At 68.2% G+C, this 15,567-nt stretch carries 14 protein-coding genes and 1 pseudogene; 7 read left to right on the top strand and 8 right to left on the bottom strand.

Features of this window, described 5'->3' with window-relative positions; all coding sequences use genetic code 11:
• The 3 genes and pseudogenes from AC1DBQ_RS08660 to AC1DBQ_RS08670 form a co-directional block, all read right to left on the bottom strand.
• Nucleotides 1-705 (bottom strand): ATP-binding protein (locus tag AC1DBQ_RS08660; protein ID WP_476928115.1); only part of this gene is annotated, 705 nt, incomplete at its 3' end.
• A 194-nt stretch (nt 706-899) separates the two neighbouring features.
• Nucleotides 900-1,730 (bottom strand): annotated as a pseudogene (locus tag AC1DBQ_RS08665) (DUF4194 domain-containing protein); the annotation flags it as partial.
• Between the two features lie 2 nt (nt 1,731-1,732).
• The gene (locus AC1DBQ_RS08670) at nt 1,733-3,205 is read right to left on the bottom strand and encodes a DUF3375 family protein (RefSeq protein WP_476928116.1); all 1,473 of its coding nucleotides are present in this window, start codon (nt 3,203-3,205) and stop codon (nt 1,733-1,735) included.
• 304 nt (nt 3,206-3,509) lie between these two features.
• Here AC1DBQ_RS08670 and AC1DBQ_RS08675 point away from each other — a divergent pair, with 304 nt between their 5' ends.
• The 3 genes from AC1DBQ_RS08675 to AC1DBQ_RS08685 all read left to right on the top strand — a co-directional run bounded on the left by AC1DBQ_RS08675 (nt 3,510) and on the right by AC1DBQ_RS08685 (nt 6,988).
• The gene (locus tag AC1DBQ_RS08675; RefSeq protein ID WP_476928117.1) at nt 3,510-3,848 is read left to right on the top strand and encodes a hypothetical protein; all 339 of its coding nucleotides are present in this window, start codon (nt 3,510-3,512) and stop codon (nt 3,846-3,848) included.
• A 153-nt stretch (nt 3,849-4,001) separates the two neighbouring features.
• Entirely contained in the window at nt 4,002-5,948 is a 1,947-nt protein-coding gene (locus AC1DBQ_RS08680) for an acyl-CoA dehydrogenase family protein (protein ID WP_476928142.1), read from the top strand.
• A 137-nt stretch (nt 5,949-6,085) separates the two neighbouring features.
• Nucleotides 6,086-6,988, top strand: coding sequence for a hypothetical protein (locus AC1DBQ_RS08685; RefSeq protein WP_476928118.1), 903 nt, complete (start codon nt 6,086-6,088; stop codon nt 6,986-6,988).
• On the opposite strand, the gene AC1DBQ_RS08690 is transcribed toward AC1DBQ_RS08685, so the two are convergent.
• Entirely contained in the window at nt 6,961-7,350 is a 390-nt protein-coding gene (locus AC1DBQ_RS08690; protein WP_476928143.1) for a YchJ family protein, read from the bottom strand. The two genes, AC1DBQ_RS08685 and AC1DBQ_RS08690, sit on opposite strands and share 28 nt — an antisense overlap.
• Nucleotides 7,351-7,657: 307 nt before the next feature.
• Here AC1DBQ_RS08690 and AC1DBQ_RS08695 point away from each other — a divergent pair, with 307 nt between their 5' ends.
• The 4 genes from AC1DBQ_RS08695 (at nt 7,658) to AC1DBQ_RS08710 (ending at nt 11,482) form a co-directional block, all read left to right on the top strand.
• Nucleotides 7,658-8,323: a hypothetical protein gene (locus AC1DBQ_RS08695; RefSeq protein WP_476928119.1), complete on the top strand. Its 666-nt coding sequence runs from the start codon at nt 7,658-7,660 to the stop codon at nt 8,321-8,323.
• Nucleotides 8,324-8,363: 40 nt separating this feature from the next.
• Nucleotides 8,364-9,368, top strand: a complete 1,005-nt coding sequence (locus AC1DBQ_RS08700) for an aldo/keto reductase family protein (RefSeq protein ID WP_476928120.1) — start codon at nt 8,364-8,366, stop codon at nt 9,366-9,368.
• 4 nt (nt 9,369-9,372) lie between these two features.
• Complete coding sequence (locus AC1DBQ_RS08705; protein WP_476928121.1) at nt 9,373-10,227, top strand: SDR family oxidoreductase; 855 nt, start codon at nt 9,373-9,375, stop codon at nt 10,225-10,227.
• Nucleotides 10,228-10,357: 130 nt separating this feature from the next.
• Entirely contained in the window at nt 10,358-11,482 is a 1,125-nt protein-coding gene (locus tag AC1DBQ_RS08710; RefSeq protein WP_476928122.1) for a sulfite oxidase, read from the top strand.
• A gap of 28 nt (nt 11,483-11,510) precedes the next feature.
• On the opposite strand, the gene AC1DBQ_RS08715 is transcribed toward AC1DBQ_RS08710, so the two are convergent.
• From AC1DBQ_RS08715 to AC1DBQ_RS08730, 4 genes are read right to left on the bottom strand one after another with little or no spacing between them, the layout of a single operon-like run.
• Nucleotides 11,511-12,392 carry a cytochrome c oxidase assembly protein gene (locus tag AC1DBQ_RS08715; RefSeq protein WP_476928123.1) on the bottom strand — a complete coding sequence of 294 codons (882 nt, stop codon included), beginning with the start codon at nt 12,390-12,392 and terminating at the stop codon, nt 11,511-11,513.
• Between the two features lie 34 nt (nt 12,393-12,426).
• Nucleotides 12,427-12,906, bottom strand: a complete 480-nt coding sequence (locus tag AC1DBQ_RS08720; protein ID WP_476928124.1) for an RpiB/LacA/LacB family sugar-phosphate isomerase — start codon at nt 12,904-12,906, stop codon at nt 12,427-12,429.
• The gene (locus AC1DBQ_RS08725) at nt 12,903-14,645 is read right to left on the bottom strand and encodes a dihydroxyacetone kinase family protein (RefSeq protein ID WP_476928125.1); all 1,743 of its coding nucleotides are present in this window, start codon (nt 14,643-14,645) and stop codon (nt 12,903-12,905) included. The genes AC1DBQ_RS08720 and AC1DBQ_RS08725 overlap by 4 nt, the downstream gene beginning before the upstream one ends.
• A 60-nt stretch (nt 14,646-14,705) precedes the next feature.
• Nucleotides 14,706-15,482, bottom strand: a complete 777-nt coding sequence (locus tag AC1DBQ_RS08730) for an SDR family NAD(P)-dependent oxidoreductase (RefSeq protein ID WP_476928126.1) — start codon at nt 15,480-15,482, stop codon at nt 14,706-14,708.
• Between the last annotated feature and the right edge of the window lie 85 nt (nt 15,483-15,567).

Here is a 15,567-nt window from a genome sequence, read left to right on the forward strand (position 1 = left end):
GAGGACCTGGTCGCGGAAGAAGGTGTTGACGCTGCCGCCGAGTCCCTTGCCGGCCTGGATGACGCGCAGCAGCGGCAGGGCCTGGTCCGAGTTGATCCCCAGGAGGCGGCGGAAGCGTTCGGCGAACGCCTTGTGGACATCGAAGATCTGGGCATCCGGGAAGATCCCGTCCAGCGCGGACTTGGTGAACCGCTTGTCCGCGATGCCCTCGATCGCCRCGAGGTCCAGGGGCTTGTTGTCGATCAGGTAGTACCGGCCGACGCTGGATTCCGTGCCGTTCTTGGGGAGGTCGAACAGCGCCGAKACCGTGACTTTTGTGCCGACGGCGTTATCGAACGTCAAGGCGACGGCGGACCAGGTCGCGCCGGGGCGCTGGAAGGCGCTTGCCGAGCCCTCCCCGACCGCCTTGTCGCCCACTTTGCCGCGCATGTACGTGAACGTGGTGCGCTTGTCCTCGACAGCACCCCCGACGCGTTGTGCCGCGGCTTCGTTGGAGCGCGGACGGGCATCGAAGACCCGAAGCATGGCGTCGAACAGCGTCGACTTGCCGACGCCCGAGTTGCCGGTCAGCAGGGTGCCGTTGCGGTCCACGTGCATTGTGTGGGCGCCATGGAACGTGCCCCAGTTGACCACCTGCACGAGGGCCAGACGCATCTGGCCCGGGTTCGTGAGCTCACCCATCGGGAGCATGGATGCGATGCTCACTTGGCTTCTCCGTTCGTGTCCGTGGTTGCTTTTGCCTCGGCCCCGGAGTGGTCGGGTAACGCCGACGGCGATGCMGCCCCCGCCCCTGCGCCGCGCAGCTGATCTTCGATMAGCTCAGCGCGCGGCTCCGACAGGCCCGAAGCCACTCCCGGGGCGGCATCGCCGTCGTCGTCGTTGAGTTCGTCACCTTCGGGGGCGGCATCGGCGTCATCGTCCGCGTCAGTGTCGTCATCCGTCGGGGCTGGGGTGTCRCCGTCGAGTTCGATCAGGGGTTCTGTGCCGGACTGGTCGGTGCTGGCTGCTACCAGGGCTTCGATGTGGGCCGGGATGTCGCCGATGTTTTCGAACGGGAGGGCCAGTGGGAGGGCGTTGGAGATGGTGTAGACCTCGTCCAGGCCGGTGGTGAGCAGGAGCTGGCGGGCCAGGAGTTTGGTGATGGCGCGGTTGACGACGTCGGAGTCGCGGAGGGCGTCCTGCTGGCCGGAGGGCTGGTAGTKGGCGACGAGTTCGGCGATTTCCTCGCGCGTGATCGTAGGGTCCGTCTGGGCGGTGACGTGGCGGTCCAGGAGCAGTCGCAGGCGGAGCAGGACGATGCTTTCGACCCGGCTCAGGGCGCGCTGCTGCCGCAGGATGCTGKACCGKGTGCTGCCGCCGATCGCCTCGGGGTCCACGGGGCGCAGGACGGCGACCTTGCGCTCGTGGTCCAGCTGCAGGGTCAGGAAGAGCTCGGAGAGGCGGCTGCGCAGGATCAGCTGGTTGTCCAGAAGCGTGGTCCAGAGCTTTTCGTCGCGGCCGCCGTCGATGTACGGGCCCTTGAGGAGCTTCACGAGCGCCTGCCGGACCTTCATCGGAAGCACGCCCGTGTCGCCCGGAAAGAGGGCGGCGCCGTCGACGAAGGTGTCCCGCGGGGTGACCGTGAAGGGGGCGGCGTGGACGTGCTGGGCGGGCTCGTGGGCCGGGGCGGGCTCCGGGGCCGTGTCCACCGTGTCCGCTGCGTCAGGCGCTTCTTGGGAGAGTTCGGTCATCTTCAATCCTTCGTGAGCGTGACGACAGGCAGGAATGCCGTGCGGGTGGTCCCGTCGATTTGTTCGAATTCGATGGGCCCCCAGGCCTCGCGGTCGAACCCGGCGCCGTCGTGGAGGGTCTGCGAGAGCATGGCCCGGATGGAGTTGATGTGGCGTTCCCCGGCGGGGAGATGCGCCCAGGCCTMGGCCAGGGTTGAGGCTCCGGCGAGCGCGGCGCGGATGGCTTCCGGTTTGGCTTTGGCGGTCCGGGGCGAGCGAGCGCGGTCCGAGTCGGAGAAAGCAATGGGGTCGGCCAGTTTGGGCGGTGCCGCGAACTCGTCCGGGTCGAAGAGCTTGACCATGGCCAGGGACTCGAAGCCGGCGCTGTACAGCACCGGGCCGGGGACCAGGCCGGGCCGTTCGCGCTCGTAGGGCAGCGAGCGGATGGCCTGCTCAGCCTCCYGCAGGACCTTGCGGAGCCGAACGGACTGGCGGAAGTCGTMGCTCTGGACGTACGTGTTGAGGCTCTCGCTGAGCTTGCCGTAGATCCTCTGGATCTGGCTATGCTGGCTGCGGAGTTCGGACACCAGGTTCTTGAGGGTCTCGCGTTCGTCGTGGCTGAGTTCGTCCGCGAACTGCCGGMTCAGGACTTCGCCGATCGCGGACCGGAACCGCAGCTGCTGTTGCGGGTCCTCCAGKAACGCGGTGAAGGAGCGGAAGGTCCGGCCTTCGGKACTCTGCCGGAGCCGCTTGTCGGCCTCGAGCACCTGGGCCATGGTGGCCCCCTTGCTGAGGGATTCCTCGATGATCTGGTTGCRAAGKTCMCCCACCAGCTCTTCGATCCGGTCACGCATCTTCTTGTAGTCCGCGGGCAGGCTTGCGGCGAGGTCCAGGATGTTGCCGGCGGCTTCCACGGCCTCGTCGTCATCGAGCAGTCCGTCGAAGTCCCCGGAGCTGATGTCCTCCATCAGCTGKCGGCGCTCGTCGATCTCTTCTTCGAGGGATTCGAGCCGCGCGCTCTGGTCCGGGTTGGTCTCGTTGGCGAGTTTCTCGACGTCGCCTAGCAGGGTGCCGAGCCGGGAACCGTTCAGCGTGGACCGTTCGCTGGAGAGGCTGTCCAGGAAGGCGAGCACGCGGGCGGCGGGCTCGGTGACTTCGTAGACGATCTGGCCCGACTGGTTCCGGCGGGTCAGGAAGTTCTTGCGGGTCCACTCGTCCGCGTACTTCTTGCCGGTTGGCGTGCCGTTGGCCGGGCCGCTCTGCTGCTCTCCCGTGCCGGGGGCCTGCCGGCGCAGCTGCTCAAGGAAGGCGTCGACGTCGGCGTGGAACTCCTCGAGCGGCAGCTGGGCGCGGGTGCGCGTAAAGGATGCCTGCAGCACGGCGATCACCCAGGGCGCCGAGCGCGTCAGCGCCCAGGCGGGTCCCTTGGTGAGCAGTTCGAGGTCCCGGAGCCGGGCACTCATGGCGTCGGCTGATGACACGGCGGAGCGGGACACGCACTCTCCTTCGGCTGCCAGAGGCTGGTTTGGGTTGGTGTTGCGGGGCAGCGGATTCGAAAAACTGCCAGCTACAAGGTTAACGCAGGGCTCCGGCCGCATTCATCGTGGCCTCCCCGCCCTGGAATGACGGGACGCCTGGGACTGGTGGGGCTGCCGCAACCGCGCCGTGACCTACGCATCGGTAGCATTTCGATCCCGTATCAAGAGGCGGGGAATGTGCAAAGGACCCTAGTTGAGCACGTCTCCGGCCCCCTAGTCTCGGGCTACTGGTTCAAACCGAAGCGATGGTGCAGGKGGAAGAATGCAGTTCGACCTAAGCGCAGTGGAGACGGGCACGATGGTGGTCATCGGAACCTTGGTGTTTGCCCTCTTAATCGGCCTTTTCATGATGGTGTCCGCCTTTGTGGCCATGGTTCTGGTGGGCGTGGGACGTCTCATCTGGTACCTCGTGGCCGGCGTGGTGGTGGGCATGGTCCACGCCATCAACCACGGCTGGGACCGGCTGGTCCACCACGCCTCCACTGTGGATTTGCCAGGCGATTTCCAGGTCGACTTCGGCACGGACTTCCGGGCCGAGTATCCGGGGCAGGCCGCCCCTAGCACAGGCACTTACCCGCGAGTAGTATTGCGGGACAGCTGAAGGGTCCTCCACCCCAGGCGGATCCAGGGCTCAAGCCGGCCACCCGGTTAGAGGAGATGCCCAGTGAGCTCCGCCATTGAAGACCCCGCTACCGCTCCCCAAAATCCCGCGCAGGGCACTCCGACGCCGGACTCTCCTGCGCAAGACTCTCCCGTGCCGCCGGAGCACATCGGCCCCGCCGCAACTGCCGCCGACGCGCGGGCCATTGCCGAGGCCGCCCGCGAGACCAGTTGGAGCCAGCCCAGTTTCGCGAAGGGCCTTTACCTGGGCAGCTTCGACCTGAGCCTGATCCACCCGTGGCCTGAGGCCCCGGCGGACGACGTCGAACGCGGCGAGGCGTTCATGGCGCGCCTGAGCGACTACTGCCGCACAATGTCCGGACGCACCATCGAACGGGACGCCCGGATTCCGGACGAATACCTCCGGGGGCTCGCCGAGCTCGGCGTCTTCGGAATGAAGATCCCCCGCGAATACGGCGGGCTGGGCCTCACCCTCGTGTACTACGGCCGCGCACTGGCACTGCTGGGCTCGGTGCACCCAAGCCTCGGCGCCCTGCTGTCCGCGCACCAGTCCATTGGCGTCCCGGAGCCGGTCAAGGTCTTCGGCACGCCGGCCCAGAAGAAGGAGTACCTGCCCCGCTGCGCCGCAGGCGCCATCACGGCGTTCCTGCTGACCGAGCCCGACGTCGGCAGCGACCCCGCCCGGATGGGCAGCACCGCCGTCCCCTCCGACGACGGCGCATCGTACGTCCTGGACGGCGTCAAGCTGTGGACCACCAACGGCGTCATTGCCGAACTCGTCGTGGTCATGGCACTCGTGCCGCCGCACACGGACGCGGACGGAACCCACCACAAGGGCGGCATCAGCGCATTCGTGGTGGAAATGGACACCCCCGGCATCACCGTGGAGAACCGCAACGCCTTCATGGGTCTCCGCGGGATCGAAAACGGCGTCACACGTTTCCATCAGGTCAGGGTCCCCGCGGCCAACCGGCTGGGCCGCGAAGGCCAGGGCCTGAAGATCGCCCTMACCACCCTCAACACGGGCCGGCTCTCGATCCCCGCACTGTGCGTCKCCTCGGGCCGGTGGAGCCTGAAGATCGCCCGGGAATGGTCCAACGCCCGCACCCAGTGGGGGCGCCCGATCGGCCAGCATGAGGCTGTGGGCAAGAAAATCGCCTTMATCGCGGCCAGCACCTTCGCCTTGGACGCCGTGTTCGAACTCTGCGCGGAAATGGCCGACGCCGGGCAGAAGGACGTCCGGATCGAGGCGGCGCTGGCCAAGCTGTGGTCCACGGAGATCAGCTGCCTCATCGCCGACGAACTCGTGCAGATCCGCGGCGGCCGCGGCTTTGAAACGGCCGACTCCCTCGAGGCCCGCGGCGAGCGCGCCGTTGCGGCTGAACAGCAGCTCCGCGACTTGAGGATCAACCGGATCTTCGAGGGGTCCTCGGAAATCATGAAGCTGCTGATCGCCCGCGAAGCCGTGGACGCGCACCTGGCCGCGGCGGGAGACCTCGCCTCGGCAGATGCCCCCCTGTCGGACAAGGCCAAGGCCGCCGTCGGCGCCTCCGGCTTCTACGCGAAGTGGCTGCCCAAGCTCGTGGCCGGCGCCGGCATGGACCCGAGGTCCTACAGCGACTTCGGCAGGCTGGCCAAGCAGTTGCGGTACGTAGAGCGCTCCTCCCGGCGGCTGGCACGGCAGACCTTCTACKGGATGGGCCGCTGGCAGGCCAAGCTCGAGCACAAGCAGGCATTCCTGGGCCGGATCGTGGACATCGGTGCGGAGCTTTTTGCCATGGCGGCATGCTGTTCCCGCGMCGAGATGCTGCTGCGGACGCAGCCGGAACGCGGCGCCTCCGCGTACGAACTCGCCGAGGCCTACTGCGAACAGGCCCGTGTGCGTGTGGACGAATACTTCGACCGGCTGTGGCGGAATACCGACGACGCCGATCATGTCCTGGCCCGCAAGACACTGGGCGGCGACTACACCTGGCTGGAGGCCGGCGTCCTTGACCAGTCCGAGGGGACCGGGCCGTGGATCGCGGACGCCAGCCCGCGCGCCTCAGTGAAGGAAGACCTGCACCGCAAGTACCGCTGACCGGTCGCTGAACCACCCCCGACGCACCAACAACGGATAGTAAGCACCCTTGCTAACCGGATTCCGCCGTGGTTAGGTGTACCCGAGACCGGCACCCTTACCGTGCCCGGGTCAACCAGCGAAAGTGAGCAGTCCTCATGAGCAGCACCGCAGGCCCTGACGACACCACGCCCCGCCACGCYGTCCCGGAGGACGGCACGGCTGCGCCGAGTGAACCCCGCATCCATGACGCCCGGCAGGACGCCACGCGCCAAGAACAGATCGAAGAGGCGCCGCCGCGCGCGAACCGGACCGATGCCACGCGCCCGTTTCCTGCCACACCGGTGACGGCCGTCCGTCGGCACGACGAACCCGTCCGGGAACCGGTCCACCCCGTCCACGAACCACTCCGTGACACCGCGGTGGCCGAGGCGCCGACCCGCGAAACCGTCGTGGCCCGCGAGAAGGAGCAGTTCGGCGGCATCAAGGTCGGCTCAGCGTTCTTCGGCTGGCTGGCCGCCACGGGCACTGCCGTACTGCTCACCGCGCTGGTCGCCGCCGGCGGCACCGCCGTCGGGCTGGCCACCAACACCGACGTCAACGACGCCATCAACCAGGCCGCAGGCAACCAGACAATCGGCTTGGCCGGCATCATCGTGCTGCTGGTGATCCTTCTGGTCGCCTACTACTGCGGCGGGTACGTGGCCKGCCGGATGGCCCGCTTCAACGGCGCCAGGCAGGGCTTCATGGTCTGGGTCTGGGCCCTGATCGCCGCGATCGTGGTCGCCGTGCTGGGCATGGTCGCCGGGCAGCGCTTCAACATCCTGGCAAGCCTGAACAGCTTCCCGCGCATCCCGGTCAACGAKGGCGAGCTGAACACCATGAGCATCATTGCGGCGGTGGTCGTTGCGGTGGTTGCCCTGGTGGGCGCGGTGCTCGGCGGCTTCGCGGGCATGCGTTTCCACCGCAAGGTGGACCGGGCCGGCTTCGCTCCGGCAGCTACGGTCGAAGAACACCCCGCCGGAGACTCACGTCAGCCGGACACGACGCCGTCAAGGTAGTACCAGCGCCTGACCTCCCGCACAAAGCGGCTGGTTTCGCGCTGCACGCCGCGTTCGCCGTCGTGCCGGTAGTGCGCCGCGAATTCCACCGCGCCTTCGCTGTCCAGCGGACCGCCGCGGCTGGTGGAKAGGATGTCCAGGCGGCGCCACTGCATGCCGGCATCMAGCCCCAGCTCAGCGGGCCGGGTGGTCGGATGCCACGTGCGCAGGAGGTACTCCTCGTCCCGGACGACGAAGGCGCTGTACCGGGACCGCATGAGCTGCTCGGCGGTCGCCGCCTCGGCGTCCCCGCGGTGGAACCGGCCGCAGCAGTCGGCGTATTGCTCACCGGACAGGCACGGGCAGTTCCCCTCGTGCGGCACGGCCGCCCGGCTCCCACCAGGGTTCGCCGGCGACGCGCCGTCGGGGGCTGAATCTGCTGCTGCGGCGTGCGTCACATGGTGTCCTTCCGGCGGGCCGGACGACGCCGGCGGGGCTGACTTTTGACTATAGACGCCTGCCCCGCGGCGCCGGTCCCCGCCCGCGGGTAACGGCTTCGACACATCTTCGCCGGGGGCAGCGGCGGCGACACGTGGCCGGGCGAAAAGTACGTATTGTTAAGAGCGGCTCCTGCCCGCCACATGGTTGCGGCAGGGACCGCGCTGCAGCAGGACGGCTAGGAGAGGTGACATGGAAGATCCAACGACCATTGCGCTGCACCTGACCTTTTTCGGGACCCTCGGGGTGGCGTTCGTCATGTTCCTCGGTCTGTTCCTGGTGTTTGCCGCAACTCTCGTCCTTGCCGGGATCGGCCGTCTGGTGGCTGTTGTTGTGATGGCCGTCGCCGGGCTCGGCAGGCGCCCTGAAACACGGGACAATCCGTCGAAAGCTGCGAAGCCCGGGCGCCCTGCCGCGGCGGCCAAGCCGGCCCGTTCTTCCATGACAKGCGGGAAAGCGGCCAGGAACGCAACCCGGAACCCCGCCAAGAAGGAACCTGCGCTGTCCCCGGAATGGGCCGCCGCTGTGGCCCGGGCCGATGCCCGCGCCGCCGCTGTGGCCCGGGCCGATGCCCGCGCCGCCGCGAGGGCCAAGGCCGAGGCCGGCCCMGCCGTCCGGGTCTCCGTCCGGGACCTCCCMAACCCCAAGGCGCCGGCGCGGGACATCACGGAAGTCTCAGCCCTCGTCGAGTCGGCCATGGACACCAACGGAACGCTCGGCGCTGGCCCCCGGGCATTCAAGAAGCCGCCCATGCCCGCCGCGAAGTCCATGCTGGACACCGGCTCGCTCGTATCGCTGCACGGCAGCCTTCCGGTCGGGAAGGCCAAACAGCAGGCCCAGGAGCGCAAAGCCGGCTGAGCCCTTACCCCGGGCAGGCAAGTCCGCTACGTTGGAACCCATGGAATTMAGATACCTCGGGAACAGCGGCTTCAAGATTTCAGAAATCACGTTCGGCAACTGGCTGACGCATGGCTCCCAGGTGGAGAACGACGTCGCCACCCAGTGTGTCCGTGCCGCTCTTGACGCCGGTATCAGCACCTTCGACACGGCCGACGTCTACGCCAACACCGCGGCGGAGACGGTCCTCGGCGAAGCCCTCAAGGATGAACGCCGGGAGTCACTGGAAGTCTTCACCAAGGTATTCGGCCCCACCGGCCCCAAAGGCCATAACGATCTCGGCCTCTCCCGCAAGCACATCATGGAAGCCATCAACGGCTCCCTCCGGCGGCTGCAGACCGACTACGTGGACCTTTACCAGGCCCACCGCTACGACTACKAAACGCCGCTGGAAGAGACCATGCAGGCCTTCGCCGACATCGTGCGGCAGKGCAAGGCCCTGTATATCGGGGTCAGCGAGTGGACGGCCAACCAGATCCGCGACGGCCATGCCCTTGCCCAGGAACTCGGCTTCCAGCTGATCTCCAACCAKCCGCAGTACTCCATGCTGTGGCGGGTGATCGAGGCTGAGGTGATTCCGACGTCGGAAGAGCTGGGCCTGTCCCAGATTGTCTGGTCCCCCATGGCACAGGGCGTGCTGAGCGGCAAGTACCACCCCGGCAAGCCGGCTCCCGAAGGCAGCCGCGCCACGGACACGAAGGGCGGCTCGCGGATGATCGAGCGCTGGCTGTCCAACGAGGTCCTCACCGGCGTCCAGCAGCTCAAGCCGATCGCGGATGAAGCCGGGCTGACMATGGCCCAGCTCAGCATTGCCTGGGTGCTGCAGAACAAGAACGTCGCCTCGGCCATCATGGGCGCGTCCCGGCCGGAGCAGATCGAGAAGAACGTGGCAGCCGCGGGCGTGACGCTGGACCCGGCGATCATGGACAAGATCGATGGCGTCATCGGAGCCCTGGCCGAACGCGACCCCGCGCAGACCAAGTCGCCGGCCTCCCGCGAAGCCTAGGGCCATGACCAACGCCCCCGAGCTCGCCGTCACCGGTTCCACCGGCCACCTGGGCGGCTTGGTGGCCCGGCTGCTGGCCCGGGCCAGCAGCCAACAGMGGCTGCTGGTACGGGACGCCGCGCGGGCKCCTGAGCTCGAAGGTGCCGTCCCGTTTGTGACCACGTACGCCGACCGGGAACAGGCGAAGGCGGCCCTGGCCGGGGCGACGACGCTGTTCATGGTCTCCGCCGCCGAGGCCGAGGACCGGCTGGAACAGCACTATGCCTTCGTCGATGCGGCGGCCGCGGCGGGTGTCCGGCACATTGTGTACACCTCATTCTTCGGGGCGGCGCCGGACGCCACGTTCACCCTGGGCCGGGACCACTTCGCGACGGAGGAGCGGATCAAGGCCTCCGGCATGGACTACACGTTCCTGCGCGACAACTTCTACCTGGATTTCCTGCCGTTGCTGGCCGGGGACGACGGCGTCATCCGCGGCCCCGCGGGCGACGGCGTGATGGCCGCCGTCGCGCGGGGGGACATTGCCCGCTCGGCCGTCGCTGTGTTGCGGGACCCGGCCCTGCACGTGGGACGGACCTACGATCTCACGGGCCCGGAGGACATCTCGCTGGCCCGCGGCGCGGAACTCCTGACCGCCGGAACCGGCCGGACCATCACCTTCCACAACGAAACCCTGGAGGAGGCCTATGCCTCCCGCGCCTCCTACGGTGCACCCCCGTGGCAGGTGGACGCCTGGGTGAGCACATACACGGCCATCGCGGCCGGCGAACTGGCAGGCCCCACCTCCGCCGTGCACGAGCTGACGGGCCGCGAACCGCTGAGCCTCGAACAGTTCCTTGCGGAGGCCCACACGTTGTAGGCCTCGGCACTGGACTTACAGAACCCAGTATTGACGGCGTCCGGGGCGCGGCGTAGACCTGAATTCAGGTGACACCGGCCAAAACCGGGCTGGTCCTTCATAAGAATCGCAGCGCGCCATGCCAAAGCAAATGTCCCGACACTCCGCTGTCCTGAAGAGTCCGCGCCGGCAGGCCGGGAAAGCCCGGCCGCATTCCGGCGAACCCACCCACGGCCCGCTGACAGCGGAGGAGCTCCAGCTCGCCGTGCGGAACCATTCGATGCCGCTCGAAGCCCTGCGGAAGGACACCACACCGCCGGGCCTGCACTATGTGCTCACCCACTTCGACATCCCGTTCATTGATACCGACCACTGGCACCTGCAGATCGGCGGCGCCGTGCAGCGGTCCCTGGAGCTGAGCTTCCGGGCTTTGCTTCGGGCTCCCAGCATCACCATCCCGGTCACGCTCGAATGCGCCGGCAACGGCCGGTCCCTCCTGCGGCCCCGCCCGCTGAGCCAGCCGTGGGTCCTGGAAGCAGTGGGCACCGCTGTGTGGACCGGCGTCCCGCTCGCTTATCTGTTGACCCAGGCCGGCGTGGAGGACGACGCCGTAGAGGTGCTCTTCTGCGGAGCGGACGCCGGGGTCCAAGGCGGCGTCCGCCAGCAGTTCGCCCGGAGCMTGCCGATCGAGGAGGCCCTGCGGCCCGACGTCGTGCTCGCCTACCGGATGAACGGCGCAGAGCTGCCGCCGCAGCACGGTTATCCGCTCAGGCTGGTGGTCCCGGGCTGGTACGGCATGGCGAGTGTGAAGTGGCTGTCCTCGATCAAGGTCCTGACCAGGCCCTACGACGGTTTCCAGCAGGCCGTGGCGTACCGCTACCAGGAGGACGCGGACGATGCCGGCACGCCCGTGACGTGGATGAAGGTCCGTTCGCTGATGGTTCCGCCGGGCGTTCCGGACTTCTTCAGCCGCAGCCGGATCCTGCCCCCGGGACCGGTACTGCTGACCGGCCGGGCCTGGTCCGGGCAGGGCGCCGTGCAGCGTGTCGACGTCGGGATCGACGGCAAGTGGGCGCCGGCCCATCTGGAGCACCCGCCCGCGCCGTTCGCGTGGTGCGCCTGGTCCATGCCGTGGGTGGCCGACCCGGGCGAACACGAGCTCATGTGCCGCGCCACCGATGCMAGCGGCGCGGTGCAGCCGCTGGAGCCGGTGTGGAACTACCAGGGGATGGGGAACAACGTGGTCCAGCGGATCAAGGTCACCGTCGAGCAGTAAACCGCGTGCGGTGGCCCGGGGCCGGGACCTAGCGGCCGCGTCCCAGGTGCTCGGCGTTCAGTTCGTCGAGTTGCGCGTCCGTGAGGTCATCGAAGCCGCGGGCCTCGCGTTTGTCGCTGCGCGAGAAGCGGATGAACATCAGGATGATGAGCGGCAAATCGACAATCTCGCAGATGAACCATAGAACGTCGCCCGCCAACTGCTGGTCGCGCAGGGCATCGGGAAACCAGCCCAGTGCAGACTGCCGCGTCGTGACGTGATCCAGTACCTGGCCGTTKAGGCGCAGCAGGATCCCCGGAACGGCGTCGACCAGCAGCTCAATGAAGACAAACACGAATTCCAGGATGAAGAACGCGCTGGACCTGCGGAAATCCGCTTCCTCGATGATCGGGAGGGCCATCAGCATGCCCAGCAGCGGAACCCCGACGGTCAGCAGCGACTCGGCCAACGGCGCAGTACGGAGGGTGTAGAACGCCGGCGTGAGGAAGGTGGAGAACAGGGCGAGGCCAAGGAGCGGGGCGGCCATGGAGTTGCTCACAAACCGCACGGCGCGGTGCACGAGTACATTGTTCAGCCGGTTCACGCCCCGCGGCGGCAGGGCGGCGCGCGCGAGGGAGATGGGTTTTCCCAGGCCGACCAGCAGCGGCACCACGAAGAGCATCAGCGAAATCTTGAGCGTGAAGGCCCACCGGAGCTGGGCGCTGTAGACGCCGGGGAACCCGCACGTCAGCGCTGTCAGGAACCCCAGGCCCAGGAGATAGAACGCCAGTGTCCGCCACACGGGCTGGCGGTGCCCGCGCGCCGCCGCGGCCTTTAGGCCGAGGGCGTAGAGCACCGCCGAAGCGCTGATGAGGGCAGCGGCGGCCCAGTCGATCTGCCAGGCGGTGAGGACTACATCAAGGGGTGGCACTGGCTCATGATAGGCGCCTTTCCTTGGAGGACCCTCAGCATCCCTCGAAGTCGGTGAGCACCTTGACCTTCTCCGCGGAGGCGGACGAGGGATCGAAGGTGTAGCCGATCCATTCCCGCGCGAGCCGCCGTGCCAGCTCCAGCCCCACAACGCGCTGGCCCATGGTGAGGACCTGGCAGTCGTTGGAGAGCACGGAGCGCTCCACGCTGAAGKAGTCATGGGCGGTCGCGGCCCGGATGCCGTCCACCTTGTTGGCGGCAATGGCGACGCCGATTCCGGTGCCGCAGAACAGGATGGCCCGGTCTGCCTGCCCGTCCCGGATCAGTTCCCCCGCGGCGATGCCTACGTACGGGTACGGCTTGGTGAACTGCTCCGGGGCGTCGTCGCGGTTGACCCCGATGTCGATGATTTCGGCGACCCGTGGATCGGTCCGGAGGTCCGCCAGGATCTGGTCCTTGTAGTCCACGCCGGCTTCGTCCGCGCCGACAATGAGCCGGATGCCTGCCGGGCTCATGAGCGTGCTCCGGCTGCTTGCCGCACACCGGCGAGGTGTGGACCGAACACGCCGAACACCATGGCCAGGGACGTGGCCCCCGGGTCCGGTGTCCCCACGCTCTTTTCGGCCAGGGGGCGGGCGCGCCCCTTGAGCGGCCGAAGGGCCTCGGTGGCCTGCGCCGCGGCGGTGGCCTCGCGCGCCGCTGCTGCCCAGCAGGCATCCGTGCCGGCGCCTTCGCCGGCCAGCCGGCTGAAGGTCTCGGTGAACGGGACAAGAGCGTCCACCATTGTCTTGTCGCCAACATCGGCCTTGCCGAGCTCCGCGATCCGGGCGGCAAAAGCCGCCACGGTCGCCGCGAGTTCGGACGCCCCGGGCGCGTGGTCGTTGCCGAGGGACTCGCCGAAGGCCCGCAGGCCGGCGCCCCACAGCACGCCGGAGGTGCCGCCGGCGCTGTCGGCCCAGGCATCGCCGGCGGCGGCCAGGACGGCGCCGGCTCCGGCGCCGCGGGACGCAGCGCCGGAGGCGGCGGCACAGGCTGCGTCAATGCCGCGGACCATCCCCCGCCCGTGGTCGCCGTCGCCGGCGATGGCGTCGAGATCGCCGAGGGATTTCTCGGCGTGGTGGAGTGCGTCCCGGGCCGCCGCCAGGGCGGCGATGCAGCGCAGCGCGTAATCACGTGAAGCGTCGGCCGCAGCGAAGGTCTCCGGTGTCGTGGTGTCCTCGTCCGGCGTCGGCTCCTCCGCCGCTTCGCCGGGGAGGGCTGCGTTGCCCCGCCGGTACGCAGGGGTCTCGGCGGGAGCGGTCCAGAGCGGTTCGAGTTCGTCATCGAGCCATGTGACGGTCAGTGAGACGCCGGCCATGTCCAGGCTCGTGACGAGCTCGCCGACCTCCGGCATCACCAGTGTGTAGCCTGCGGCGCGAAGCAGCGGGGCGACGGTCAGCCACAGCACGAACAGCTCTTCCTGTTTCGTGGAGCCGAGCCCGTTCAGGAGCACGGCAATCCGCCGGCCGGCACCGTGCGGCGTCTCCGCAAGCACGCGCGCCACCAGTTCCTCGCCCAACTCCCGCGCCGGCGGCAGTTCGGTGTCGAACAGTCCGGGCTCGCCGTGGATACCCAGGCCGAGCCCCATCATTTTGTCCTCCAGCGTGAACAGCGGAGCGTCGGCGCCCGGAAAGGTGCAGCCGCTGAACGCGCTGCCGATGCTGCGCGTCAGGTCGTTGGCCTTGCGGCCCAGGCGGACAACCTCGGGCAGGGTCTCGCCGGCCTCGGCGGCGGCGCCCATGATCTTGAAGACGGTGAAGTCGCCGGCGATGCCGCGGCGCTTGCCGGCTTCCGACGGCGGTRCGCTGGCGATGTCGTCCATCACGAGAACGTTGTCCACTTGGATCCCTTCGGCGGCCAGCCGCTCGCTGGCCAGGCCGAAGTTCATGACGTCACCGGCGTAGTTGCCGTAGGTGAACACCACGCCGGCGCCGCTGTCCGCGGCCTTGGCAACGGAATACGCCTGCTGCGCGGACGGCGAGGTGAAGATGTTTCCGACGACGGCGCCGTCGGCCATGCCGGTGCCGATGAGCCCAGCGAAGGCCGGGTAGTGCCCCGAGCCGCCGCCGGCCAGGACGGCCACCTTCGGCTTGCGGGGCCGGTGCCTGCGGACGGCGCCGCCGGGCACCTGGCGGACCAGGCTGGCATGGACGTCGCAGAAGCCGGCGAGGGCTTCCTCGGCGAAATCGGAYGGGTCGTTAAAGATTCTTGTCATGATGGGCTCTCTMAGCTGAACTCGGTCGTCTGCCGCTCTGTCCAATAGACGTTGAGGCTGCTAGTGKATGTGGCTTCCGCCGTTAATGTCGATGGTGGTTCCGGTGAGGTAGGCGGACTCCTCGGAGGACAGGAAGGTGATGACGGCAGCGATTTCCTCGGTGCTGGCGTTGCGTCCGAGCGGGATACCGGCGTTGATGGCCGCTTCCTGCTCCTCGGTGCTGCCCACGCGGATGTTGGTGTCCACAGCGCCGGGGGTGATGGCGTTGACGGTCACGCCGGTGCTTCCGAGCTCACGGGCCAGGGCCTTGGTGAAACCCAGGATCGCGGCCTTGGCTGCGGAGTAGGGGACCTTGCCGAAGACGCCGCCGCCGCGCTGCGCGGACACGGAGGACATGTTCACGATCCTGCCCCAGCCGCTGGCGATCATGTCKGGCAGGAACGCCTTGGTGACCAGGTAGGTGCCMGTGGCGTTGACGGCCATGACCTTGTTCCAGAGCTCGAGGGTGGTTTCCAGGAACGGCACCGGCGAGGTGATGCCGGCGATGTTGGCCAGGGCGCCGACGGCGGGCAGGTTGCCGGCGCTGACCTCGGCGGCCACGGCCTGGTGGGCGGCGCTMACGGAGTCCTCGTTGGCGACGTCGATCTCGTGGCCKAAGGCGGGAACGTTGAATTCGTTGCCGATGTCCGCGGCGACCTTGGCGGACTTCTCGCCGTCGAGGTCCAGGATCACCACGGCCCAGCCCTGGTTGGCGTAGCGGCGTGCGGTGGTGATGCCGATGCCCCGGTCCGAGGTTGCCCCGGTGAGGACGGCGGTGCGCTGGATGGTGGTGCTCATGATGCTCCTTGGAGTTGGTGTGGTGTCTCTTTGATGGAATCGATTGCTCCAACAGCGCCGTTTTGGCGGTCCAAAACGGCCGTTT

The organism is Arthrobacter sp. 10T413_2 (genome assembly GCF_056394205.1).

What these genes read in the sequence shown, in the direction of transcription:
- AC1DBQ_RS08675 (WP_476928117.1), top strand. Translation starts at nt 3,510, where the DNA reads ATGCAGTTCGACCTAAGCGCAGTGGAGACGGGCACGATGGTGGTCATC.